This window comes from Micromonospora sp. NPDC049107 (assembly GCF_040648595.1).
Taxonomy (GTDB): domain Bacteria; phylum Actinomycetota; class Actinomycetes; order Mycobacteriales; family Micromonosporaceae; genus Micromonospora.
Genome location: NZ_JBEZEC010000004.1, coordinates 45,915 through 68,781, shown reverse-complemented (window position 1 = coordinate 68,781; position 22,867 = coordinate 45,915). Strand labels below are relative to the sequence as shown.

The window sequence follows — 22,867 nt, the reverse complement described above, 5'->3', positions numbered from 1 at the left end:
AGGGAACCACCATGCGAGCGGTGAGCCTGGCCGAGACGGCCACCACCATCCACCCCTGGGCCATCCACGCCGAGGCGCTGAAGGTGCGGGCCGGCCGACACCTGGCCGTCGACGGGCTCGACCTGAGCCTCGGCACCGGCGTCCACGGCCTGCTGGGGCGCAACGGCGCGGGCAAGACGACGTTGATGCGTGCCCTGGCCACCGTGCTCAAGCCGTCCGGCGGCCGGCTCACCCTGCTCGGCAGTTCGGTGGACGGCCGCGCCGACCTGCGCCAGGCCCGGCGTTCGCTGGGTTACCTGCCGCAGCACTTCGGCTACTACCCGCGCTTCACTGTGCGCGAGTTCGTGTCGTACCTGGCCTGGTTGAAGGAGATGCCGAAGTCCGACATCCCAGCGGCCACGCAGCGCGCGATCGACCGCGTCGGGCTCAGCGCCAAAGCCGACGCCCGGCTCCGCACACTCTCCGGCGGGATGCTCCGCCGGGCCGGCGTCGCCCAGGCCATCGTCAACGATCCGCGGGTGCTGCTGCTGGACGAGCCGACCGTCGGCCTCGACCCCGAGCAGCGCCTCGACCTGCGCGAGCTGCTGCGCGACCTGGGTACGGACGCCTGCGTGCTGGTCTCCACCCACCTCGTCGAGGACGTGGTCGCCGCCTGTACCGAGGTGGTGCTGATCAACGAGGGTCGGTTGGTGTGGCAGGGCACGCCCGCCGGTCTGGCCGCCGAGGGCGACGAGCGCCATCCGGGTGACAGCCCCGCCGAGCGCGGCTACTCGGCGCTGCTCCGTCGCCACGAGGCGGCCAGCCGATGAGCGTCCTGCGGATCGAACTCCGGCGCTCCGCCGCAGCCGGCGCCGCGCTCCTCGTGGTGGCGGTCGGCGTCGCCGCCCTCTACCTCGCCCCGGGCCGCTGGTCGGAGGGGTGGATGTCCCTCACGCTCGCCGTCAAGGAGTACCTGCTCCTGCTCTGGCCGATCGCCCTCGCCGCCGGAGCGTGGCAGGGCCGCCGCGAACACCGGGCCAAGGTCGGGGAACTGTTCGCCACCACACCCCGATCCCGCGCCCGCCGGATGCTTCCGGTCCTCGTCGCGATGGGGGCCGCGCTCGGGCTCGCCTTCCTGCTGGTGGTCGGCGCGGGCGGCATGCGGATCGCGTCCACCGCCGCGTACTTCCCGCCGGACGTCGTCGCCATCACGCTGGTCGGCGCGTTCTCCCTGGTCGCGGCGGCCTGGCTCGGCCTGGGCATCGGGCGGCTGCTACCCGCCCTGGTGACCGCGCCCGTGCTCGCCGTGGCCGGTGTGCTGCTGGTCTTCTTCACCGCGATCATGCGGCCGGACTGGATGGGCGCGATCCTGTCTCCCGCGTACGGCAGCAGCACGTTCTACCCGTTCCAGACCATCGACCCCCGGGTCACCGCCGTGCTCGCCATCTTCCTGGGCGGGCTGGCGCTGACCGGCGTACTCCTGCTGGTCGCGCAAGGTCCCCGTACGTCGGTGGCCGCCGTGCTGCCGGTGTTGCTCGGCTTCGGTGTCGCGGCGGCGCTCGTCCCCCGTGACGAGGCAACCCTCGTCGCGCCGATCGATCCCGTGGCCCGCGAACTCGTCTGCACCGACGACGCCCCGAAGGTCTGCGTCACCCGGGTCAACGCCAATGTGCTGGACACGCTGACCCCGCTCGCCCGCCAGGGCCTGGCCGCCCTCGCCAAGATGCCGGACGCACCCACCCAGGCGCACGAGGACACGAGGGCCTACCTCATCGGGGACGTGCCCCTCCGCGACGCCGACACCGTCACGATCGACGTTCGGATCGACGACCACGGCGGCCTGGCTCATCCCGACGCCGTGGTCCCCGAGATGGTGTTCGGCCTGGGCACCGGATACGGCGGCCCGGACTGCGAGCGCAACGGCGCGGTCGAACGAGCCGCCGCATACCACCTGCTCGGCCGCGAGCCGGTCTCCGACGTCGGCGTCATCCCCGAAATGATCGAGGAGGATCCGCAGCTCAACGCCGAGGCGGTCACCCTGTGGCGGGACCTCCAGAAGCTGCCCGCACCGGAGGCGCTCTCCCGCGTGACGGCGGTACGCGACGCCATCCTGGCCTGCCAGGACCCCACCGGACTGCTGTCGCGATGATGCTGCACCTACGCGCACGACGCGTACCCGTGGCACTGGCCGCGTCCGTCGGCGCCGCCGTCCTGATCTGGGCGCTGTGGCTGACGCTGTCCACCGAGCGCGACGTCATCCTCCTGCTTGTCGTCCTGACGGTCACGCTGATGGTGGCGACCCTGTCGACCACCCTGGCCGCCCCCGACGAGGACCTGGAACGCACCGCCGCACTGCGCTGGCCGTGGCGGCGAGCCGTGCACCTGCTGGCCGCGCTGGCGCTCGTACTCGTCGTGCTGCTCGCCACCCAACCCACCGGCGCCCGTTTCGGCCCCACCGCGCTGCTGGTCCGCGACTCCGCCGGCCTGCTGGGCCTGACCGCGCTCTGCGCGACGGTCGCGGGCGCGGCCCGCGCCTGGTTCCTCCCCGTGGGCTGGGCGATCGCCGCCGCCATGTTCCCCCAACCGGGCCCGTGGGGCACGCTCGCCACCTGGCCGGGTCAACCCCATGACAGCCGGCCGGCGGCCGTGGTCGCGGCCGTCCTGGCGGTCGCGGGCGTGGTGGCGTACGCGCTGCGCGGAGCCGCCCGACGCGAGTGACGGAAGCGCCGACCCGCGCCGCAGTGGTCTCGCGGTCACTCAGCGATCGGCGATGCGTCGCCACCACCACTGGCCGTCTTGTGGCCAGCTCGGATCGTGCAGGGTGCGGGCGCGGTACCGCTCAGCAAGGGGATCCACGATCGCCTGGATCTCGCGCCTGCCGGTCGGAGGGACCGCCCTGGCGATCGTGTGCAGGGTGTCCATCGCCTGACGCGGGTCACAGCAGGGGCAGTCGGCGTCCTGATCGAGCGTCAACACCGCGCCGGATCGCCGGAGAAACCGGGCTCGTTGATCCGTCAGGTTATGCGTGACGGGGTTCGGCGCTCGGGGGGCGGCTCGGGTGGCGGCTCAGCGGCCTGCATGTCGAGTTGAGCGCACTCGATCTATTGCCGGGTATGAGCAATGATCGGCGGCGTGAACACTGTCATCGCCATCTCCCAGGTCGTCTCCACTTTGATCGTCGCCCTGGCGTTGCTGGTCGGAGCTCGCCAGGCCCGGCACGCTGGGCGGCAGGTCGAGGCGGCATACCGTTCACAAGAGGTTCAAGGCACGATGGAAGTGGTCAAATTGATCACCTCGCCCGAAATGCGGTCCGCCGCCCGGGTGCTGCCGTCGGTCCTCGAAGTTCCTTACAGTCAGTGGACCGAGGAGCAGAAGACGGCAGTCATGGTCCGTTGTAACGGCTTCGATGTGGCGGGCATGTTCGTTCGTGCCAATATGGCCGACGAGAACTTCATCGTCGACAACTGGGGAGCGTCCATCCTGGAGATCCGCGAGATAGCGAGCCCGCTTATCGCCGAGCTGCGGCACAGATACCGGGTCGAAAGCTACTGGGGGAACCTGGTGTGGCTGGCAGGTCGTTGGGAGTCCCGGCGGGCAGTACGGTCAACGCGTGAGTCGGCCGCCGCTGATGCAGCTTGATCTTCCTTTCGAGTTTTAGCGAGCATCATTTCGGCCAGCCGGACCTGTCATCCACGGATGTGGCTGTCACCCTTGCTGTCGACAGTCGTCGTCGGCGGCGGTTCGATTCCGTGGATGGCTGTCCCGAGGCGTCGGCAGCCGGGTACGTCCCCGATGAGGAGCCCGAGGTTCGTCGTGGCCTAACCGCTTAGTCCACGGCCGTCCGAGCGGCGTCGAGGAAGGCTAGCCGATGATCTTCCAAATAGTCCCTTACGCTTTGCCCGTCGGGTAGCACTTCCCATACAGCCCGGTTGAGGTCAAGGAAGTAGGCCCGAGCCGCCGTATGAACCGGAAGTGGAAACGTCAGGCGGATCATCCGCTCAGCCACCCATACACGGTTCATGATCGCTTGCGTTTGGACTTGCCACTCATCGCCGTCCTGCCAGCTGAATGGACGCGTGAATGCGCATCGCTCAGCCTCGGCCGTGACCTCGATGAAACTCTGCAACTGGGCCAGCCGTTCCGTTCGGCGGCTCTCGCCAAGAGCCATGGCCTGCCGTCGTTCCTCTGCTCGCTCAGCCGACCGTTGAGTCATGCGTTGGACCCAGAACGACAAGCCCCCGCCCAGTGCCACCCCGCCCAGCGAGGTCAACGACACCCAGACGTCGCTCGGCATGGCCCCATCATGGCACCGACCCTCGTGGGCTGTCGATCAAGCGTGACCTCGACAAACGTCGTCGCCAAGGGTCGTCCCTGGTCGCTGCTGTTCGGCGCCCGACGGCCTGGCGCACATCGGGCCGTTGAAAGAGCGGTTGGGCGGACGGCATGAGCGACACGGCAGTTCGCGGCCAGGACCGCCATCGAAGTCGGCACGGTTGGCATCTGCCGTACCGGCCCGACGCACGGCAACAGCGGCCTCTAAGTGTCGCTGACCTGCGCGAGAGTGGGCCGCCAGGGACTCGAACCCTGAACCTATGGATTAAAAGTCCACAGCTCTGCCATTGAGCTAGCGGCCCGCGCGCTTAGGTTACCTGACAGTCAGCGATGCCGGCTCTCGGCTTCCGGCCGGCCGTCGATGCCTCGTCAGAGCACCTCGCCCTTGATCGACTCGCCGTCCGGGAAGTCGGGGTATCCGAGTGGCCGGGACACCCCGGTTTCCGGGAAGTCGAGTCGATCAAGAAGGCCGCGGCGGGACACACGGTGGTTGAGCTGGTCCTGGGCGGGTACGGGGTCGGGCATGCGGATCGTGGTGGTGGGGGCGAGCGGCAACGTCGGTACGGCGGTGCTGCGGCGGCTGCGCCGGGAGCGCGGTGTGGAGCTGGCCGGGGTGGCCCGGCGGCTGCCCGGACCGGATGCCGGTACGCCGTACGACCAGGTCGAATGGCACTCCTGCGACATCGGCGCGCCGGCTGCCCCGGCTCAGTTGGCCGAGATCTTCGCGGGCGCGGACGCGGTGGTCCACCTGGCCTGGCAGATCCAGCCCAGTCACGATCAACGGATCCTGCGGCGGACGAACGTCGACGGCAGCCGGGCGGTGTTCGAGGCGGTGGCGCGGGCCGGGGTGCCGGCGCTGGTGTACGCGTCGTCGGTCGGCACGTACGCGCCCGGCCCGAAGGACCACCCGATCAGCGAGCGGTGGCCGGCCACCGGAGTGTCCGGCTCGTCGTACAGCGAGCACAAGGCCGAGGTCGAGGCGCTGCTGAACGGGTTGGAGCGGGAGCACCCGGCCCTGCGGGTGGTGCGGCTGCGACCCGGTCTGATCTTCCAGAGGGACGCCGGCGTGGAGATCACCCGGTACTTTCTCGGCCCGTTCGCGCCGGTACGACTGCTGCGCTTCGGTCGGATTCCTCTCGTACCCACGAACCGGCGGCTGCGGATGCAGGCGGTGCATGCCGACGATGTGGCTGACGCGTACGCCAGGGCGGTTCTGGGTGATGCCCGCGGCGCTTTCAATGTCGCCGCAGACCCGGTGCTGACGCCGGAGCTGGTGGCTCGGCACTTCCATGGTTGGACGGTGCCGGTCGCGGCACCGGTGCTGCGGGTGGCGGCGGCGCTGACGTGGCGGGCGCGGCTGCAACCGGTCGACGCGGGCTGGGTCGAGCTGGGGCTGAACGCGCCGCTGATGTCCAGCGAGCGGGCGGAGACCGAGTTGGGCTGGACTCCGAAGATCGACGCGTTGACCGCGCTGAAGGAGCTGTTCGCCGGCATGGCCGGTGGCGAACACACCCCCAGCCCGCCCCTGTCCGCCGCATCCCGGCAGCCCGGCCGCCCCACCGGCCTCCTGGCGGGCCGTCCCCCAGGCCAGGGAAACCCCTACTGAGGTGATCAAGAGGTTCGCGTCACCAGACGGACGAAATCTGACGCAAACCTCTTGATCACCGGGCCAGAAGTTCAGAAGGGGGGTCAGGTGAGCGCGGCGCCCAGGAAGAAGATGCCGGGGTGGCCGGGGGTCTCGAACTTGCCGCTGGGGTTGCGGCGCAGGGTCGAGTTCTCGATCTTCATGGTGCCGGTGCGGTTGTTGCTGACGAAGAAGATCGCGCCGCCGCCCTCGTTGGCCCTGTTGTTCTCGATGATCGTGCCGGCGATGCGGACGGCGAACTCGTTGCCGTCGCAGTAGATCGCGCCGCCGCTGCCACCGCCGGGCGTCCCCGACTTGGCCGGGTTGGCGCCGTTGCCGATGGCCTCGTTGTTCCGCAGCAGGCCGTTCAGCACCGTCCACGACACGCCAATGCTGCTCAGCGCCCCTCCGTTCGAGCAGGAGCCGCCGTCGAAGGTGCTGCTCACGACGTACACCGGCTTGTTCTCGTACTGGCTCAGCACCCGCACGGCCGCGCCGCCCAGGTCCGGGCCGGTACGGTCGCAGCGGTTCCGAACGAAGCGTGAGTTGACGATCTTGAGCCGCCCGCCGCGGACGAAGATCGCGCCCCCGCCGCCACCCTCGGCCCGGTCGCCCGTGGAGTTGCCGTCGGCGAAGGTCAGGTTCTGCACGGTGAGCTGCGGGTGGTCCTGGTTCTGGCAGTGCGAGGTGGTCCAGCCCTGGGCCTCGTCGCAGGTGTTCAGGTAGAGGATGCGGCGCTGTCCCTGGCCGCTCAGCGTGACCTTGCCGCCGCCGTCCAGCACGACCTTCGGCCCGTTGGCGTTGCGGACCTTCGCCGTCGCGGCCATCTTGATCGTCACCGGGGCCGGTCCACAGTCGAACGTGATGACGCCACCGGCGGCGACCGCCTTCACCACGGCCGCGGAGGTGCAGCTCGCCGGGGTGCCGGTGCCGACGGTCCGGGTCGGCTTCGAGGTGTCCACGGCACGGGCCTCGGTGGGCACGCTCGCGTGGCCGTTCGGGTTGCCGGCCGCAAGCGCCTTGGCTGCCGAAGTGGTCGGCTTCGGGCTGGCGCTGGCCCCCGGACCGCCGAGGCCGTCGCGTCCCGCCGGCACGACGTCCTGGTCGCCGGTCGCCACGGCCTGCGGCGAGGCGGACGGCGTGGCGTTCGGCGTCGGCGCGTCGGACGCGCACGCGGGCAGGGTCGCGGTGGCGACACCGAGGACGAGCAGGGCGGTAAGCGACGTCATGCGCACCCCGTGACTCTAGGAGTCGCGACGCCGCGCCGCCGAATCCGCCGGGCCAGGTTTAACCCCTGGCTAAGGCTCGACCCACGGTCAGGCGTGGGAGAGGGCGAACGCGGTCAGGAAGCCGGCGACCGTGATGAGACCGACCAGCAGGTGGGCGTTCTCGAACGCCTCCGGGACCATCGTGTCGGTGATCATGGCGAGGATCGCCCCGGCCGCCAACGCCGTGATGGCGGCCAGCACCTCCGGTGGCGCGCCACCCAGCAGCGTGTTGCCGACCAGCGCGGCGAGTCCGCTGATCAGCGCGATCCCGGTCCAGAGCAGGAACACGTACCGGCGGGTCCGGCCGGCCTGGCGCATGCCGGCCGCGCTGGACAGCCCCTCCGGGATGTTGCTGAGGAACACCGCCACGACCGTGACCAGGCTGACCGCGCCGCCGGCCAGCAGGCTCGCGCCGATCACGACCGATTCGGGTACGCCGTCCAGCAGCGCCCCCACGGCGATGGCCGACCCGGAGCCGGGTTGCTCGTCCTCGGAGGGCTGCTGACCGCCCGAGCGCTTGCGGTGTCGCGCGCCGCGCCGGGCGAGGCCCACGTTGGCGAGGGTGTACGCGCAGGTGCCGCCGGCCGCGCCGATCACCGTGGGCAGCATCCCGCCCTGGTCGTGCGCGACCTCGATCAGCTCGTACGAGACGGCGGAGAGCAGCACGCCCGCGCCGAACGCCATGACCGACGCGATGAGCCGCTGGGGCACCCGCGCGAACCAGCCGACCGCTGCTCCGATCAGCAGCGCCGACCCGGCCAGCAGTCCCCATCCGCCCGCCTGCAACCACTCCGGCATTCCCGGGACCGTACCCCGGGTGGTGGGGGCGGCAAACCGTGCTCAGAAGTCGGCGAAGAGGTACGGGACCGCGCGCGGAAAGATGCCACGCAGCTCGGCGGCGGCGTCGACCGGCACCTCGCCCAGCCCTCGCAACGGCAGCTCGGACGGATCCAGCACCCCGTACGCCAGAGCGGAGAGCCCGGCCGCGGTGAGCGTCGCGGTCGGCGCCGGGCCGCGGTCGCCGGCAACGATCTCCAGGTTGCCGGTCGTGCCGTCCAGCAGGTGGGTGCCGGCCAGCCACCGGTCGTCGGTCAGCTCGACGCGGACCCGACCCGGCCCGGCGGGCAGCCCGCGCAGCGCGTCCAGCGACAGGAGCCGGGCCATCGGCGCGGACGCCCCGGGGCGGCCCGCCCGCGCCTCGACGTGCACGTCCAGGTCGGTGAGCCACAGCTCGGGCAGCTCGTCCGGCGGCACCTGGACGCTGACCCGTCCGACCTGGTCGACGTGCCGGGCGAGGAACTGCAGCAGCAGCATCCGGGCGAGCGGGTCGGTGGCGAGCAGTTCGTTGCCGTGCAGCGTGCCGCCGTGCTCGTCGATCCGGTAGGTGACCGCGCCGGTGACCTCGCCGTCCACCCGGGCGGTGAGCAGCCAGTGCTCGTCGCGGTCCCGCAGCCCGACCGCCCGGTAGTCCGGAAAGAGCGAGAAGCCGTGCCGGTCCCGCAGGCAGCGCTCGGTGAACGCGCGCCACGCCGGGTAGCCCGCCCCGATCCGCTCCCAGCCCACCTCGCCGGGGAGTTCGGCGCGCAGCAGCGGCCCGAGGTCGGCCGGGGTGAAGGTGACCGTGCGCGGCTTGGGGAGCCCCACATAGCCGAACCGGGCGTAGAAGCTGGGTCGGAACGGGTAGAGCGCGCTGAGCGCGTGCCCCTCGTCGCGCATCTCGTCGAGCAGTTGGTGCAGCAGCGTCCGTACGTGCCCCTGCCGGCGGGCCAGCGGATGGGTGGCCACACTGGCGACGCCGGCCATCGGCAGCACCACCCCGCGCAGGTTCTGCCGCATCGGGATGGCCGAGGCGGCGGCCAGCGTGACGCCGTCCTCCTCGACGGTGAGCGTCGTGTTGCCCTCGTTGTAGGGCAGGTAGTCACGGAACTGCTCGACCCGCGCGGCGCCCAGCGGTGACGAGTCGAACGCGTACGCGGCCAGCGGGAAGCTGGTGGTGAGACGGTCGTCGGCGGTCACCCGGCGGATGGTCATCCGCTCATCTCAACCCGCACGGCCTGCGACAGCAACCGGATTGACCAGATCCGCTCAGCCGACGGGTAGGTGGCGCAGGTGCCGGCGGCGGCGCAGCCGCACACTGGCCACGGTGGCCACGCCCACAACCAGCAGGGCGGTGACGATGAGGCCGTGCAGCACACCCCGGGTCAGGTAACCGTCGTCGGTGTGGTCCACCGCCCAGGTCGCGATCTCCCGGCTCGACCAGAACGGCGTCAACCTCGCCCCCGACTCGGCCGGGTCGATGAGCATCTGCACGGTCACCACCGTGAGCAGCAGCAGCGTGCCCTCCATCTCGCGGGGCAGCAGCGTGCCGATCAGCACCCCGAACGGCGCGGCCACCGCGACGCAACACAGCAGCGCCGCGACCAGGCCGCCGTAGCGCAGGTCCGCGCCGTCGAGCATCGGCAGGAGGAAGAAGGGTACGGAGATGACGAGCCCCACCGCCCACAGGCCGAGCATCCGGCCCAGGTAGAGGTGGTGCGGACGATAGCCGGCCAGTCGAAGCCTCGGCTCCAACTCCCGCGCCGCGGTGGTCGCGAAGAGCGCCGCGGTGCTCACCGCCCAGCAGACGCCGAGCAGCAGCGACCGGACCGACTGACCGAGGTACGCGTCCCGCCGGATCAGGTAGAAGGTCAACGGCATCAACAACAGCAACAGGAGTACGCCCCGACGCCGCAGCAGCTCCCGTAGCGTCATCTCGGCGACGGTGACGAGCCTGTTCACGGGCGGCCTCCTCGAACACCGGGCGCGACCCGCCCGGACTGGTGTGCCGGGGTCAGGTCGAGCACGGTGTCCACCCGGTCGAGTTGGTTCAGGAGGTGGGTCACCACGACGATCGCCGCGCCCCCGTCCCGCAACCGGCTGAGCTGATCCCAGAAGTTGACGTAGGTGCCCTGGTCGAAGCCCTGGTACGGCTCGTCGAGCAACAGGACGTCCGGCTCGCTGAGGGTGGAGATGGTCAGGTTGAGCTTCTGTCGTGTGCCGCCGGAGAGGTGCCGGGCCTGCACGGTGCCGCCCGCCTCCCAGCCGAGCTGTCGGGCCGCCGCCCGGCCGGCGCGGCGGGCTCGTCCACGGGCGATGCCCTGGCCGGCGCCGACCAGCACGAAGTGCTCGTCGGCGAGCAGGAAGTCGGAGGTGCCGCCGGACTGCGGGCAGAAGCCGAGCCGACCGTTGACGGTCACCTCGCCGGCGTCGGGCGACATCAGCCCGGCGCAGATCCGTAGGAAGGTGCTCTTGCCGCAGCCGTTCGCGCCGACCACCGCCGCGATCTGTCCGGCCCGGACGGTCAGCGAGACGTCCCGCAGCACCGTCTGCCGGCCGTACCGTTTGGTGATGCCCGCCGCGTGCAGCCGGACCGGTCCGGGGCGTGGCCCGGGCGCGGTGCCGATGCTCTCCACGATCGCGCCCGCGTACTGCTGGGGTGGACCGAAGACGACCCAGGGATCACCGCCGGAGTCGCGCAGGTGTGTGGCGGCCTCGGCGACCACGTGCCGGGCGGCGTCCGGCGCGACCCGGCGCTGGTGCAGCTCGGCGGCGAATGTCCGGAGCCAGTCGTTGGCGTTCACCCGGCAACCCCCTTCGTGACGATGTCGTTCACCGGCCGTACGAAGGTGAGCCAGGCGCTGCCGCCCTCGCGCAGCGCCGCCTGCCCGTCGTCGGTGAGCCGGTAGTACTTGCGGGCCGGCCCGGCGGTGCCCTCCCGCCACTGGGCGGTTACCAGACCGGTCTTCTGTAGGCGCAGCAGGACGGGGTAGAGCGTGCCGCCCTGGATCGGCCCGACGCCCGCCGCGTCGAGCGCCTGGGCGAGTTGGTAGCCGTAGGACTCGCGTTCGGCCAACAGGGCCAGGACGCAGATGTCGAGCACCCCCCGCAGCCACTGCCCGCGCCGGTCGGAATCCACAGCCGGGACACTAGTGCCGCAACCTAGATGGCACAACCACCTAGTTGAGGTGACTGGACCCGATCGGGCGGCCCTCATGGGACCGTCGAGCGGGCCGGATCGGTCAGCGGGTGGTGACGTCCGAGACGACGACCGTGACGTTGTCGGGAGCACCGGCGTGGTGGGCCAGCTTCACCAACTGCTCGCCGCACTGCTGGCGGTCGGAGTACATGCCCAGCGCCGCCGCGATGGCGTCGTCCTCGACGTAGTCGGAGAGCCCGTCGCTGCACAGCAGCAGCCGGTCACCCTGCGCCACGGTGAGCACACCGACGGCCGGCGGCGTGTCCGCGCCCTGCACGGCCCGGGTCACCAGGGAGCGCTGCGGGTGGTGCCGGGCCTGGTCGGGGGAGAGGGTGCCCTGGTCGACGAGCGCCTGCACGAACGTGTCGTCCCGGGTGAGCTGGGTCAGCTCCCCGTCGCGCAGCAGATAGCAGCGGGAGTCACCGACCTGGGCCAGCACCAGCGTCTCGCCGGCCAGCAGCGCGGTGGTCAGCGTGGTGCCCATCCCCTCGCGCGCCGGGTCCACGGTGATCGCGGCGTGGATGCGCTGGTTGGCGGTGCTGACCACGGCACGCAGGGCGTCCGCGGCCGCGTCCGGTTCGGTGGGTGGGGTCAGCTCGTCCAGGATCCGGATCACGATCTCGCTCGCCACCTCGCCCGCGGGCAGGCCACCCATGCCGTCGGCGACGGCGATCAGGCGGTCACCGGCGAGGGCCGAGTCCTCGTTGTTGGTGCGGACCAGGCCGATGTCGTTGAGGATGGCCGAGCGGAGGATCAGCGTCATGGTGCCAGCTTGCCAAGAACACCCCGCCTTCGTCTCTACGCACTACTGCGTAGGGTTGAGAAATGATGCCGGTGTCCATGGTCGGACGCGCCGGCGAGCTCGCCGAGCTCGACCGGGCGTGGTCGTCCGTGGCAGCCGCCGAGCGTCGCGCGCCGACCGTCGCGGTGCTCACCGGCGCGGCCGGCGTGGGCAAGAGTCTGCTGGTCGCCGCCGCCGTGGATGCCCTCACGCCGCGTCCGTCCGTGGTGCTCTCGGGGGCCGCCCGGGTGTACGGTCCGGCCCCGTACGACTGGTTGGCGTCGGTGCTCACCGGCCGCGACACCGGCTCGCTCGCCCTGCCGCCGGACGCGCTGGCGTGGCTCGCCCAGCAGCCCACCGCGCCGCGCGAACGGTACGCGCCGGGCACCCTGCTGCGCCTCGCCGTCCGTACCGTCCAGTTGCTGGTCGGCCCCGGCCCGGCGGTGCTGGTCGTGGACGATCTGCACGCGCTCGACCCGGCCAGCGTCAACCTGGTCGGTGAGCTGGCCACCGTGGCCGAGCTGCCGGCGCTGCTGATCGTCGCCAGCCGGCCGGCCGCCGACGCGGTGGCCCCGGACCTCACCCGCCGCGCGTTGGCCCGCCTCTGCGGGGTACGCGGCGTCGTCCGCCAGCATCTGGGTCCGCTGCGCCCGGCCGAGGTCGCCGAGGTGTTGACCCAGGTGTACGAGGGTGCGCCGCCGTCCGACCGGCTGGTCACCTCGGTCTGGCGACACACCGGCGGCAATCCGTACGCGTTGACCGAGCTGCTGGCCGCGTACGCCGGGGAGGGGCCGGACGCGTTGCTGCGACGGTTACCCGGGCCGCGTACGCCGCTCGGCCCGGTCGAGGCGGTCGACGTGGAGTTGACCGCCCGGGAGGTCGAGGTACTGGGCTGCCTGGTCAGCGGTATGTCGAACAAGCAGGTCGCGAAGGCGCTCGGCATCTCGGTGCGGACGGTCACCGTGCACGTGTCGAACCTGCTGCGCAAGACCGGGTCGGCGTCGCGGACCGAGGTAGCGCTCTGGGCGGTACGCCGACGGCTGCCGGTCCCCGCCCCGGTGGACTGAGCCGGGTTCAGTTGCGGGGGTAGCGGAGCAGCAGGCTCGCGGCGACCTCCTCGTCGCCCACCGCCGCGTACGTGTGCGGCACGTCGGAGACCCAGCGGAGGTGACCGCCGGCCGGGGCGGTCAGTGGCGCGTCGGCCGGGCCGGCCCGCAGCACTCCGCCGAAGACGGTGATGTGTTCGGTGACGCCCGGCTGGTGGGCGGGGGACGTCTGCACGACGCCCGGTGCGACGCGCATCCGGTACAGCTCGTAGGTCGCGTCGGTGTCGGTGAACACTTCCAGCAGGGTGGCGGTGACGGCGGCGCCGTGCACGACGGGCCCGGGGGTCGGGTCGGCCAGCAGGGCGGTGAACGGTACGCCGAGCTGCGCGGTGACCGCCCAGAGCGTCTCCAGGGTCGGGTTGCGGGTGCCGTGTTCCAGTCCGGAGAGGGTCGCCTTCCCGATGCCGGCGAGCCGGGCCAGTGTGGACAGCGAGATGCCCCGCTCCTCGCGCAGGGCGCGGACGCGCCGACCGACGACGACGGGGTCCACGTCGAGGCCGGGACGGCCCGCTGGTGGTGGCTGCGGCATCCGACTATGGTGCTACACACTGCCGTTCCGTAAACGGAACGCTCCGGGGGTGGTGACATGGGTGGACGCGCGCAACCGGTGCTGGCCGGCGTGGTGACCGCGCTGGTCGGCTTCGCCAGCTCCTTCACCGTCGTGCTGGCCGGGCTCCGGGCGGTCGGCGCGTCGGACGCGCAGGCCGCCTCCGGCCTGCTCGCCCTCTGCGTGGCGTGCGGGCTCGCCGCCGTGTGGCTGGGTTGGCGGCACCGCATCCCGATGAGCGTCGCCTGGTCGACGCCGGGCGCGGCGCTGCTGGTGGCGACCGGGCCGCCGCCCGGAGGTTGGCCGGTCGCGGTGGGCGCGTTCCTCGTCTCCGGGCTGCTGATCGTCGCGGCCGGTCTCTTCCCGCCGCTGAGCCGGGCGGTGGCCGCCATCCCCAAGCCGGTGGCCGGCGCGATGCTCGCCGGAGTGCTGCTGCCCCTGTGCACCGCACCGGTCCGGGCGCTCGTCGAGCTGCCCCGGGTGGCCGGTCCGGTGGTGGTCGGCTGGCTGCTGCTGCACCGGTTCGCCCGCCGCTGGGCGGTGCCCGGGGCGCTGCTGGTGGCGGTGGTGGCGCTCGCGCTGACCGCGCCCCCGGCCGGGCTGAGCGGCACCGCGCTGATCCCGTCGGTCACCGTGACCGTGCCGGCCTGGAACGTGTCCGCGCTGGTCGGCTTGGCCCTTCCGCTGTTCCTGGTCACGATGGCGGCGCAGAACGTACCGGGCATGGCGGTGCTGGTCGGCTACGGCTACCGTCCGCCGTTCGGCGCGGCCCTGCGCGCCACCGGGCTCGCCAGCCTGCTGGCCGCCCCCGCCGGCGGACACGCCGTGAACCTCGCGGCGATCACCGCCGCGCTGGCCGCCGGCCCCGACGCGCATCCCGACCGGGAGCGTCGGTGGGTCGCCTCGGTCACCGCCGGCGTCGGGCTCGCCCTGCTCGGGCTGGGCGCGGGCGTCGCCACGGCCCTGGTGGCGGTCGCGCCGCCGATCCTCATCGAGGCCGTCGCGGGGCTGGCCCTGCTGGGCGCGCTCGCCACCGCGCTCGCGGCGGCGGTGACCGACCCCGAGGGCCGGGAAGCCGCTGTGGTCACCTTCGTGGTGACCGCGTCCGGGGTGACGCTGGTCGGCGTGGGAGGCGCGTTCTGGGGGCTGATCGCCGGCTGCCTGATGCTGCTGCTCTTCCGTCGCCCGGCCGCGCCCGTCCCGCCCGCGCCCGTCCCGCCCTCGTCGGAGAGTTCGACCGAGCCAGCACGACGGCTCCCGGCCTGATCCACTCGGGCTTCTGGAAGGCGGGGTGTCCGGGGTGCGGTGATGCCGCTGTTTGCGGGAAGCCGAGTCGATCAGGGCGACCGGGTTACTCCTCGCGGGGGAGGTCGGCCATGCCCACGGCGAGGAGGACCCGGCCGTCGGCCACCGAGCCGATCCGGTCGGCCGGGACGTACACGGCTCCGTCGGCCGACTCGGTGGAGACCTTCAGGTAGCCGGTGTGCAGCAGACGTGCCGCCAGGTCGGCCGGCACGTCCGGCTCCTCGACCGCGGTCGCCTCGATCAGCTCGTCCAGGCTGCTGCCCGGGTCGGCGGTCGGTGTCTGCACGGTCACCGCGTTCGGGTCGCCCCGCTGGACGAGGTCCACGGTGCCGACCTCGGTGCCGGCCACGTCGATCACCGGCATCCCGGTGGTGATCCGCGAGATGGTCGCTTGCTGCGCGTCCTGCTGGTCCATCTCTCAGCGGTTCCCGAGGCGGCCCGCCGCTAAACGCCGCCTCCGGAGCCGCGCGCTCAGCCGTTCGGGAGGGTCCAGCCGCCCGGTGGGCGGGGAGACAGCTCCCGCCAGGTGTCCGTGCCGTCGAGCAGCGCCCGGACCGTCTCCTCGGCCTCGTCGGCGCTGCCGTACTCGTAGAACCGGGAAATGCCCTCGGCGCCGCCGGCCCGCTGCTCGACGTGCCACCGGTCGGCGTCCACCCGGAGGAAGACGTCCCGCCGGGCCAGCCGCCCCCACTTCCCGTTCCACCAGTGCTTGCGCTGCTCCATGGCCGGACTCTATCGAACACACGTACGAGAAGATGCGGCCCCTGCGGGAATCCCGCAGGGGCCGATGTGCATCCGTGTGGGTCAGCGCTGCGTCGGCGGTTCGGTCCGGCGGCCCAGCACGTCGTCAAGCGCCCCGCGCTGCTGGCCCGGGGTCGTGTGACCGGCGGAGACCAGGGCGTCCCGGATCTCGGTGAGCAGCTTGACCTCCTCGCTGGGGGCCGCGGGCGGCGGCTCCTCGCCCCGCTGCCGCCGCTCGGCCAGCTTGTTCATCGGGAACACCACGAAGAAGTAGAGCACCGCCGCGGTGAGCAGGAACGTGATCACGGCGTTGATGAATGCCGCCCAGTCCACGTAGTTGCCCTCAGTGAGCTTCCATTTCCCGGCGCTGAGGGCGGTGCCTCCGCCGATCGCCTTGATCAGCGGTTCGAGGAACGACTTGGTGAGCTGGGTGACCACGCCGGTGAACGCGGCGCCGATCACGATGCCGACCGCCAGGTCGACGACGTTGCCGCGCATGATGAAATCTTTGAAGCCCTTGAGCATCCGTACTCCCGAGGTGTCCGGTTTTCCGTCGCGGACAACCTATGCCCCGTCGGCCGGCTCCAGAAAAGCACCGGCCTCGATCGCCGCCCGGCCCGCGTCGCCGGCGCGGATCGCCTCGACCAGCCGGGTGTGGTCGACGTAGCGCTCGGGCGCGAGCGCGCCCCCCATCGCCTGGGCGACGGTGCTGCGCAGGGCGGCGCCGAAGGAGGCGTACAGCTCGGCGAGCATCGCGTTGTGCGCGGCGGCGACCACCGCGACGTGCAGCGCCGCGTCGGCCTCCACGAACGCGTCGACCCGGCCGCCGCGCCAGGCCGCCTCGCGGTCGGCGAGCGCGCCGTCGAGCGCCGCCAGGTCCTGCGGGGTACGCCTCAGCGCGGCGAGTCGGGCCGCCTCCACCTCGAAGGCACGGCGTACCTCGATGACCTCGGTCATCCGGTCGTCGCCCAGTCGACGGGCCACCACCGGGGCCAGCTCGTCGGTGGACACCACGTAGGTGCCGGAGCCCTGCCGGCACTCCAGCACCCCGGCGTGCACGAGGGCGCGGACGGCCTCGCGGATCGTGTTGCGCCCGACGCCCAGCGCGGCGACCAACTGTGGCTCGGTGGGGATGCGGCCGCCCACCGGCCACTCGCCGCCGAGGATCCGGGCCCGGAGTTGCTCGATGGTCTGGCGGACGCGGTGCCCCCGGGGAGGCGCGGCTGGCTGCGCGGCGGGGGAATCGACCGACGGTGGCACTGGTTACATCACCGGCCTGAAATTCATCCCATGATTGTAGGTTAGAGGTCATGACCCCGCCAGCCGCCGCCGCTCCGGCCCCGCCCGCACCCGTCCTCGCCGTCGACACCCGCCCGGCGGACGGCACCACGGCCCGGCGGACGCACCCGGTGACCGGTGGCGCGCTGGTGCTGGTCGGGATGCTGCTGGTCGCGCTGAACCTGCGCATGGCGGTCACCAGCCTCGGCGCCCTGCTCGACGAGATCCGCGCCGGGTTGGGGCTCTCCGGCGTCATGGCCGGACTGGTCACCACCCTGCCGACCATCGCGTTCGCCGGCCTCGGCGCGCTCACCCCGTGGCTGGTCCGCCGGGTCGCCCCGGCCCGGGTACTGGTGGTCGCCATGATCGTCCTGGCCGTCGGCCAGGTGCTCCGGGCCGCCACCGACTCGGCCTGGATCTTCGTGCTCACCAGCGCGTTGGCACTGGCCGGCATCGCGGTCGCCAACATCCTGCTGCCCATGCTCGTCAAGCAGCACTTCGGCCACCGGACCGGCCTCGTCACCGGGGCGTACACCATGGCGTTGACCCTGGGCACGACGGTGGCCGCGGCCTCCGCCGTGCCGATCGCGCACGCCTTCGGGTCCTGGCGGGCCGGGCTGGGCGTCTGGGCCGGGCTGGCCGCGGTGGCCGTACTCCCGTGGGTGCCGCTGGCGCTGCGGACCCGCCGGGGCGCGCGGCGCGCGACCCCGACGGCGGCCGTCGCCGCGCGGGTCCGGCCGGCGCGGACCCGGCTGGGTTGGGCCATGGCGATCTACTTCGGGGCGCAGTCACTCAGCGGCTACGCCATCATGGGTTGGCTGGCCCAACTGTTCCGCGACGCCGGCTACCGGCCCGAGTCGGCCGGGCTGCTGCTCGCCGGGGTGACCGCGCTCGGCGTGCCGATCGCGCTGCTGATGCCCACCCTCGCCGGCCGGCTCGCCACCCTGCGCCCGCTGGTGTTCGGCCTGACCGGCGCGTCGGCGCTGGCCTACCTGGGGCTGGCGCTGGCACCGCACGGCGCCGCGCTGCTCTGGGTGACCCTGCTGGCGCTCGGCCAGGGCGCGTTCCCGCTGATCCTCACGACGATCGGTCTGCGCGCGCGGACCGCCGACGGGACCGTCGCGCTCTCCGCCTTCGCGCAGAGCACCGGGTACGTGATCGCCGCCCTCGGCCCGCTGTCGGTCGGCATCCTCTACGAGATCACCGGCGGCTGGACGGCGCCGATCGGATTCCTGCTGGCCGCGCTCGCCGTGCAGACGGCGGCGGGCATGGCGATCGCCCGTCCCCGCTACGTCGAGGACGAGTAGGTCGAAACAGCGGTCAGGAGGACGCCGGCGTCGGTTCGCCGGCGACGGCCTCGTCCACCGTCGGGTAGGTGTGCAGCACCTCGACGAGCCCGCTCACCTCGAGGATGCGCAGCACGCCACGCTGCGGAGCGGCCAGCCGCACCACACCGCCGGCCTCGTCACAGCTGTTCTTGGCGCGAACGAACACCGACAGACCGGTCGAGTCGCAGAACGAGACGTCCGCCAGGTCGAACACCAGCCGGTTGCGGCCCTTGTCGAGCAGGTCGGTGATCTGGTCCTGCAACTGCGGTGCGGTTGCCATGTCCAGCTCGCCCGCGACCGACACGACGACCACGTCGCCGCGTTGTTCCGTGTGCACCGTCAGGGACATTCGCCAGACCTCCTGTTATCGGGGGAACGGTATCCCACGACCGGGGTCGCACGCAGAACGGGAGCCGGCATCCGGTGGTCCCCGTCATTCCATTGCTACGGAGCAAGTAGTTGTGCAGGCCCCGGTGATAGAGTCCGGCCGGTCCAGGTCGAGGGGGGTTTTCGCGATGGCGTTGAACGCCGAGGAAAGTGGCCGACTGGCCGCGCTGCTGGGCGGCCACGCCGAGCAGATCACGCAGCGGTGGACCGACATCGTGGCCGGCTCGCTGCGGGGCCGGCTGAGCCACGCCGAGCTGCGCCGACAGGTCGAGGATCTGCATCAGGCCATCATCGGCGTCGCCCAGCAGGGCAGCTTCGACCTGTCCGCCGAGAGCACGGGTGAACTGCGCGCCACGCTCTCCGAGTTGTCCCGGGGCAGGGCCCGGCAGGGCTTCTCCGCCACCGAGACGACGATCAGCGTCTTCGCGCTCAAGGACGTACTGGCCGAGCTGCTCCAGGAGTCCGGCGGGGCCGACGCGCTGCACGACTTCGTCGCCTACTCCAAGCTCGTCGACGAGCTGGGCCTGTTCACCTTCGAGAGCTTCGTGCGTACCCGCGAGAGCCTCATCGCCGACCAGGCCGAGCAGTTGCTCGAACTCTCCACCCCGGTGGTGAAGCTGTGGGAGGGCGTGGTGGCCGTCCCGCTGGTCGGCACCCTGGACTCCGCCCGGGCCCAGGTGGTCATGGAGCGGCTGCTGCAGACCCTGGTCGACACCGGTTCCCCGTACGCGATCATCGACATCACCGGCGTCCCCGCCGTGGACACCCAGGTCGCCCAGCACATCCTGAAGACCGTGGTGGCCGCCCGACTGATGGGCGCCGACTGCATCATCTCCGGCATCCGGCCGCAGATCGCGCAGACCATCGTGGCGCTCGGCATCGAGTTCGGCGACATCGCCACCAAGGCCAGCCTCGCCGACGCGCTGCGCCACGTGCTGCGGCTCACCGGGATCGAGTCCGCCCGTCGCCAGTCCCGCAGGGACGCCTGATGGAACGCGTACCGATCCTCAAGATCGGTGACATCCTGCTGGTCTCCATCCAGCTCGACATGTCCGACCAGACGGCGGTTCAGCTCCAGGACGATCTCGCCGAGCGGATCGTGGCGACCGGCTGCCACGGCGTCATCATCGACATCACCGCGCTGGACATCGTCGACTCGTTCGTCGGCCGGATGCTCTCCACCATCGCGTCGATCTCGAAGGTCCTCGACGCCGAGACGGTGGTGGTCGGCATGCGCCCCGCCGTCGCCATCACACTTGTCGAACTGGGGCTGTCGCTGAACGGCATCCGTACCGCGCTGAACGTCGAGCGCGGCATGGAGCTGATCGCGGCGGCCAACGCCGACGAGCTCGATCACCAGCTCGACGACGATCCGGACGCCGAGACGGCCACGCCGTGACCACGGGCATCGACCTGGGCCACCCGCAGGCGCAGTCGGTCCGCAGCGACGAGGACGTGGTACGCGTCCGGCAACTGGTCCGGTCGGTGGCGGTCGCCGTCAAGCTGTCGCTGGTCGACCAGACCAAGGTGGTCACGGCCGCGAGCGAGCTGGCCCGCAACACCCTGGTGTACGGCGGCGGCGGCACCGTCGAGGTGGCGACCGTGGACAACGGCCGACGTAAGGGCCTGCGGATCGTCTTCGCCGACTCCGGCCCCGGCATCGCCGACCTCGACCTGGCCCTGACCGACGGGTACACCACCGGCGGCGGCCTCGGCCTCGGCCTCAGCGGGTCCCGCCGGCTGGTCGACGAGTTCGAGATCGAGACGTCGGCGGAGGCCGGCACCCGGATCACGGTCACCAAGTGGGCCCGGTGAACGGGGACCCGGTCACCGACAGCGGCATCTGGTTCCGGGTGGAGGCGGGCAGTACCGCCAGCGCCGTACGACGCGCTGCGGAACGCCTCGGCGAGCAGATCGAGATGGGTGCGGCCCGCATCGCGGACCTGGCCATCGTGGCCGCCGAACTGACCAGCAACCTCGTCAAGCACGCCGACAACGGCGTCCTGCTGCTGCGGCCGGTCCGCCGTGCCGGGCAGGCCGGCGTGGAGATGGTCGCCATCGACTCCGGGCCCGGCATGGCCGACCTCACCGTCTCCTCCCGGGACGGGCACTCCACCACCGGCACGCTCGGCATCGGCCTCGGCGCCATCGTCCGGCAGGCGAGCTGGTTCGACGGCTACTCCCTGCCCGGTAAGGGGACCGTCTTCGCCGTCCAGGTCTGGCCGGCCGAACCGGCGACACCGTCCTGGGCCGGTGGTCTCACCCGGCCGATCCCCGGCGAGACGGTCAGCGGTGACGGGTACGCCGTCCGGCTCGTCGACGGCCGGCACCAGGTGCTCGTCAGCGACGGTCTGGGGCACGGCCCGCTGGCCGCCGCCGCCACCGAGGCCGCGCTCGCCGCCTTCCGCAACGCGCCGGCCGGCGCCCCGGCGGCGGTGGTGAGCCACCTGCACCGGAGCATGTCGCACACCCGTGGCGCGGCGCTCGCGGTCGCCGAACTGGCACCTGGCGTGCTGCACTACGCCGGGCTCGGCAACATCTCCGGCGTGATCGTCGACGACGATGGCCAACGCCGCGGGCTCGTGTCGCTGCCCGGCATCGCCGGGCACCAACGGCCGACGGTACGCGGCTACGACTACCCGTTCGGGCCGGGTTCCCGGCTCGTCATGCACAGCGACGGCGTCGTCGACCGCTGGCGGTTGGCCGACTACCCGGGCCTCGTCGAACGGTCCCCGCTGGTGCTGGCGGCAACCCTGCTGCGCGACGCCGGAACGCGGCGCGACGACGCCTGTGTCCTGGTGGCGAGGTCCGGGCATGAGCGTTGATCCGGCCTCGGTGCCGCTGCTGCAGATGGCGCTCCGCGTCGAACAGGACATCTTCGTCATCCGCCAGCGTGGCCGCGAGGTGGCCGGCGTGGTGGGCCTCGAACACCAGGACCAGGTGCGGATCGCCACCGCTCTCAGTGAGGTCGCCCGGGACCTGCTGCGGCTGACCGGCGGCGCGGACGTCATCTTCCACCTCGAGGGGCGGCCCGACGGCCGCTTCCACCTCCGCGCCGACCTGGCGCCGGTGGGGCCGCTACCCGACGGCCGGTACGAGCCGCAGTCCGGTGCGGTGTCCCGCCTGGTCGACTCCCTGAGCGTGACGACCGCCGAGGGGGTTACGGTCGTAAGGATGTCCCGCAGAGTCCCGGCGAACGCGCCGATCCCGACCCCGGAGCGGCTGGCCGAGTTCCGTTCCGAACTCGGCCGCACCGCGCCGGGCAGCGCGTTGGACGAGTTGACCGTGCAGAACGGCCAGCTCATCGCGGCGCTCGACGAGGTGCGCAGCCAACGCGACGAGCTGGCCGTGCTCAACGAGGAGCTGGCCGAGACCAACCGTGGCGTGGTGGCGCTCTACAACCAGCTCACCGAGGAGCTGGAGGCGACCAACCGGGGAGTCGTCGCCCTCTACGCCGAGCTGGACGAGAAGTCGGCCCAACTGCGTGCCGCGAGCGAGTCGAAGAGCCGGTTCCTGGCGAACGTGAGCCACGAGCTGCGCGCCCCGGTGACCGCGATCATCGGGCTGGGACGCCTGCTCGCGGACTCCTCCTCCGACCCTCTCACCACCGAGCAGGTCCGTCAGGTCGGCCTCATCCGCTCCTCGGCGGAGGATCTGCTCGGTCTGGTCAACGAACTGCTGGACCTCGCCAAGGCCGAATCGGGCCGGATCGAGCCCGACTGGGCGGACGTGGACCTGCGCCCGGTCTTCGGTCAACTGCGCGGCACCATGCGGGCACTGGCCACCCGGCCCAGGGTGGAGCTGACGGTGGAGGAGCCGACCGTGCCGGCCGTGCTGCGCACCGACGAGGTGCTGCTCGGCCAGGTGCTGCGCAACCTGCTGCACAACGGGCTGAAGTTCACCGAGCGCGGCGAGGTGCGGCTGCGCGCCCGACGCCGCGACGACCGGTGGCGCTTCGAGGTCAGTGACACCGGCCCGGGTATCCCCCCCGAGCTGCACGATCGGATCTTCGAGGAGTTCTACCAGGTGCCCGGCGCGACCCGGGTCGGCGGCACCGGCCTCGGCCTGCCGTACGCCCGGCGACTGGTGACCCTGCTCGGTGGCACGCTGGAGCTGGCCAGCGAGCCCGGCCGGGGCAGCACCTTCACCGTCTCACTGCCCATCGGCGGAGCGTGA

General features: G+C 72.1%; 29 protein-coding genes and 1 tRNA gene. 13 read left to right on the top strand and 17 right to left on the bottom strand.

The annotated features are described in order from the left end of the window. Positions 1-11 precede the first annotated feature (11 nt). Genes AB0B55_RS11430 through AB0B55_RS11420 form a run of 3 tightly spaced genes read left to right on the top strand, consistent with a single transcriptional unit; the run spans position 12 to position 2,697 of the window. Complete coding sequence (locus AB0B55_RS11430; protein ID WP_357131957.1) at positions 12-809, top strand: ATP-binding cassette domain-containing protein; 798 nt, start codon at positions 12-14, stop codon at positions 807-809. After that, positions 806-2,128: a hypothetical protein gene (locus AB0B55_RS11425; RefSeq protein ID WP_357131954.1), complete on the top strand. Its 1,323-nt coding sequence runs from the start codon at positions 806-808 to the stop codon at positions 2,126-2,128. The genes AB0B55_RS11430 and AB0B55_RS11425 overlap by 4 nt, the downstream gene beginning before the upstream one ends. Continuing rightward, positions 2,125-2,697 (top strand): hypothetical protein, encoded by a 573-nt coding sequence (locus AB0B55_RS11420; RefSeq protein ID WP_357171635.1) that lies wholly within the window; start codon positions 2,125-2,127, stop codon positions 2,695-2,697. The genes AB0B55_RS11425 and AB0B55_RS11420 overlap by 4 nt, the downstream gene beginning before the upstream one ends. A 39-nt stretch (positions 2,698-2,736) precedes the next feature. Here AB0B55_RS11420 and AB0B55_RS11415 read toward each other — a convergent pair whose 3' ends face one another. Then, positions 2,737-2,901 (bottom strand): hypothetical protein, encoded by a 165-nt coding sequence (locus AB0B55_RS11415; RefSeq protein WP_357171633.1) that lies wholly within the window; start codon positions 2,899-2,901, stop codon positions 2,737-2,739. A gap of 210 nt (positions 2,902-3,111) precedes the next feature. Between AB0B55_RS11415 and AB0B55_RS11410 the strand changes: the two genes are divergently transcribed. Continuing rightward, positions 3,112-3,618, top strand: coding sequence for a DUF4760 domain-containing protein (locus AB0B55_RS11410; protein ID WP_357171632.1), 507 nt, complete (start codon positions 3,112-3,114; stop codon positions 3,616-3,618). A gap of 187 nt (positions 3,619-3,805) precedes the next feature. Here the strand turns inward: AB0B55_RS11410 and AB0B55_RS11405 are convergent, their stop codons facing one another. From AB0B55_RS11405 to AB0B55_RS11395, 3 genes are all read right to left on the bottom strand, one after another. Further along, on the bottom strand, positions 3,806-4,273 hold the full coding sequence (locus AB0B55_RS11405; RefSeq protein ID WP_357131942.1) for a hypothetical protein: 468 nt from the start codon (positions 4,271-4,273) through the stop codon (positions 3,806-3,808). A gap of 268 nt (positions 4,274-4,541) precedes the next feature. Next, a tRNA-Lys gene (locus tag AB0B55_RS11400) sits at positions 4,542-4,613 on the bottom strand. Positions 4,614-4,680: 67 nt separating this feature from the next. Beyond that, positions 4,681-4,836 (bottom strand): hypothetical protein, encoded by a 156-nt coding sequence (locus tag AB0B55_RS11395; RefSeq protein ID WP_357171630.1) that lies wholly within the window; start codon positions 4,834-4,836, stop codon positions 4,681-4,683. Here AB0B55_RS11395 and AB0B55_RS11390 point away from each other — a divergent pair. Next, positions 4,835-5,917 carry an NAD-dependent epimerase/dehydratase family protein gene (locus AB0B55_RS11390; protein WP_357171629.1) on the top strand — a complete coding sequence of 361 codons (1,083 nt, stop codon included), beginning with the start codon at positions 4,835-4,837 and terminating at the stop codon, positions 5,915-5,917. The genes AB0B55_RS11395 and AB0B55_RS11390 overlap by 2 nt on opposite strands. 83 nt (positions 5,918-6,000) lie before the next feature. Here AB0B55_RS11390 and AB0B55_RS11385 read toward each other — a convergent pair whose 3' ends face one another. The 7 genes from AB0B55_RS11385 to AB0B55_RS11355 form a co-directional block, all read right to left on the bottom strand. Next, the gene (locus AB0B55_RS11385) at positions 6,001-7,164 is read right to left on the bottom strand and encodes a hypothetical protein (protein ID WP_357171627.1); all 1,164 of its coding nucleotides are present in this window, start codon (positions 7,162-7,164) and stop codon (positions 6,001-6,003) included. An 87-nt stretch (positions 7,165-7,251) separates the two neighbouring features. Then, the gene (locus AB0B55_RS11380) at positions 7,252-8,001 is read right to left on the bottom strand and encodes a ZIP family zinc transporter (RefSeq protein ID WP_357171625.1); all 750 of its coding nucleotides are present in this window, start codon (positions 7,999-8,001) and stop codon (positions 7,252-7,254) included. Positions 8,002-8,043: 42 nt separating this feature from the next. Next, positions 8,044-9,234, bottom strand: coding sequence for a GNAT family N-acetyltransferase (locus AB0B55_RS11375; protein WP_357171624.1), 1,191 nt, complete (start codon positions 9,232-9,234; stop codon positions 8,044-8,046). A 54-nt stretch (positions 9,235-9,288) separates the two neighbouring features. Further along, positions 9,289-9,981, bottom strand: a complete 693-nt coding sequence (locus tag AB0B55_RS11370) for an ABC transporter permease (protein WP_357133799.1) — start codon at positions 9,979-9,981, stop codon at positions 9,289-9,291. Continuing rightward, complete coding sequence (locus AB0B55_RS11365) at positions 9,978-10,823, bottom strand: ATP-binding cassette domain-containing protein (RefSeq protein WP_357171622.1); 846 nt, start codon at positions 10,821-10,823, stop codon at positions 9,978-9,980. Before AB0B55_RS11365 ends, AB0B55_RS11370 begins: the two co-directional genes overlap by 4 nt. Then, positions 10,820-11,158 carry a PadR family transcriptional regulator gene (locus AB0B55_RS11360; RefSeq protein ID WP_357133795.1) on the bottom strand — a complete coding sequence of 113 codons (339 nt, stop codon included), beginning with the start codon at positions 11,156-11,158 and terminating at the stop codon, positions 10,820-10,822. Before AB0B55_RS11360 ends, AB0B55_RS11365 begins: the two co-directional genes overlap by 4 nt. A gap of 103 nt (positions 11,159-11,261) precedes the next feature. After that, complete coding sequence (locus tag AB0B55_RS11355) at positions 11,262-11,981, bottom strand: protein phosphatase 2C domain-containing protein (protein ID WP_357133793.1); 720 nt, start codon at positions 11,979-11,981, stop codon at positions 11,262-11,264. 62 nt (positions 11,982-12,043) lie between these two features. Between AB0B55_RS11355 and AB0B55_RS11350 the strand changes: the two genes are divergently transcribed. After that, positions 12,044-13,066 carry an AAA family ATPase gene (locus AB0B55_RS11350; protein ID WP_357171621.1) on the top strand — a complete coding sequence of 341 codons (1,023 nt, stop codon included), beginning with the start codon at positions 12,044-12,046 and terminating at the stop codon, positions 13,064-13,066. Between the two features lie 7 nt (positions 13,067-13,073). Here AB0B55_RS11350 and AB0B55_RS11345 read toward each other — a convergent pair whose 3' ends face one another. Further along, entirely contained in the window at positions 13,074-13,634 is a 561-nt protein-coding gene (locus AB0B55_RS11345) for an XRE family transcriptional regulator (RefSeq protein WP_357133789.1), read from the bottom strand. Positions 13,635-13,691: 57 nt separating this feature from the next. On the opposite strand from AB0B55_RS11345, the gene AB0B55_RS11340 reads away from it, so the two are divergent. After that, positions 13,692-14,918 carry a benzoate/H(+) symporter BenE family transporter gene (locus AB0B55_RS11340; protein WP_357171620.1) on the top strand — a complete coding sequence of 409 codons (1,227 nt, stop codon included), beginning with the start codon at positions 13,692-13,694 and terminating at the stop codon, positions 14,916-14,918. An 85-nt stretch (positions 14,919-15,003) separates the two neighbouring features. Here AB0B55_RS11340 and AB0B55_RS11335 read toward each other — a convergent pair whose 3' ends face one another. The 4 genes from AB0B55_RS11335 to AB0B55_RS11320 all read right to left on the bottom strand — a co-directional run bounded on the left by AB0B55_RS11335 (position 15,004) and on the right by AB0B55_RS11320 (position 16,958). Further along, the gene (locus AB0B55_RS11335) at positions 15,004-15,372 is read right to left on the bottom strand and encodes a hypothetical protein (RefSeq protein WP_357133785.1); all 369 of its coding nucleotides are present in this window, start codon (positions 15,370-15,372) and stop codon (positions 15,004-15,006) included. 56 nt (positions 15,373-15,428) lie between these two features. After that, positions 15,429-15,680 (bottom strand): hypothetical protein, encoded by a 252-nt coding sequence (locus AB0B55_RS11330; protein WP_355048337.1) that lies wholly within the window; start codon positions 15,678-15,680, stop codon positions 15,429-15,431. An 81-nt stretch (positions 15,681-15,761) separates the two neighbouring features. Then, complete coding sequence (gene mscL, locus AB0B55_RS11325) at positions 15,762-16,223, bottom strand: large conductance mechanosensitive channel protein MscL (protein WP_357171618.1); 462 nt, start codon at positions 16,221-16,223, stop codon at positions 15,762-15,764. Positions 16,224-16,262: 39 nt separating this feature from the next. Continuing rightward, positions 16,263-16,958, bottom strand: coding sequence for an FCD domain-containing protein (locus AB0B55_RS11320; RefSeq protein ID WP_357171616.1), 696 nt, complete (start codon positions 16,956-16,958; stop codon positions 16,263-16,265). Positions 16,959-17,137: 179 nt separating this feature from the next. Here AB0B55_RS11320 and AB0B55_RS11315 point away from each other — a divergent pair, with 179 nt between their 5' ends. After that, positions 17,138-18,283, top strand: coding sequence for an MFS transporter (locus AB0B55_RS11315; protein WP_355048772.1), 1,146 nt, complete (start codon positions 17,138-17,140; stop codon positions 18,281-18,283). Positions 18,284-18,296: 13 nt separating this feature from the next. Here AB0B55_RS11315 and AB0B55_RS11310 read toward each other — a convergent pair whose 3' ends face one another. Then, positions 18,297-18,653, bottom strand: a complete 357-nt coding sequence (locus tag AB0B55_RS11310; protein WP_007454464.1) for an STAS domain-containing protein — start codon at positions 18,651-18,653, stop codon at positions 18,297-18,299. A 166-nt stretch (positions 18,654-18,819) separates the two neighbouring features. Between AB0B55_RS11310 and AB0B55_RS11305 the strand changes: the two genes are divergently transcribed. From AB0B55_RS11305 to AB0B55_RS11285, 5 genes are read left to right on the top strand one after another with little or no spacing between them, the layout of a single operon-like run. Continuing rightward, entirely contained in the window at positions 18,820-19,680 is an 861-nt protein-coding gene (locus AB0B55_RS11305; RefSeq protein WP_357133779.1) for an STAS domain-containing protein, read from the top strand. Beyond that, complete coding sequence (locus tag AB0B55_RS11300; protein WP_355048333.1) at positions 19,680-20,090, top strand: STAS domain-containing protein; 411 nt, start codon at positions 19,680-19,682, stop codon at positions 20,088-20,090. Before AB0B55_RS11305 ends, AB0B55_RS11300 begins: the two co-directional genes overlap by 1 nt. Next, complete coding sequence (locus tag AB0B55_RS11295; RefSeq protein ID WP_357133776.1) at positions 20,087-20,506, top strand: anti-sigma regulatory factor; 420 nt, start codon at positions 20,087-20,089, stop codon at positions 20,504-20,506. Before AB0B55_RS11300 ends, AB0B55_RS11295 begins: the two co-directional genes overlap by 4 nt. Continuing rightward, a complete protein-coding gene (locus AB0B55_RS11290) occupies positions 20,494-21,516 on the top strand; it encodes a SpoIIE family protein phosphatase (protein WP_357133774.1) in 1,023 nt (340 codons plus the stop codon). The genes AB0B55_RS11295 and AB0B55_RS11290 overlap by 13 nt, the downstream gene beginning before the upstream one ends. After that, positions 21,506-22,867, top strand: a complete 1,362-nt coding sequence (locus AB0B55_RS11285; RefSeq protein WP_357133772.1) for a sensor histidine kinase — start codon at positions 21,506-21,508, stop codon at positions 22,865-22,867. The genes AB0B55_RS11290 and AB0B55_RS11285 overlap by 11 nt, the downstream gene beginning before the upstream one ends.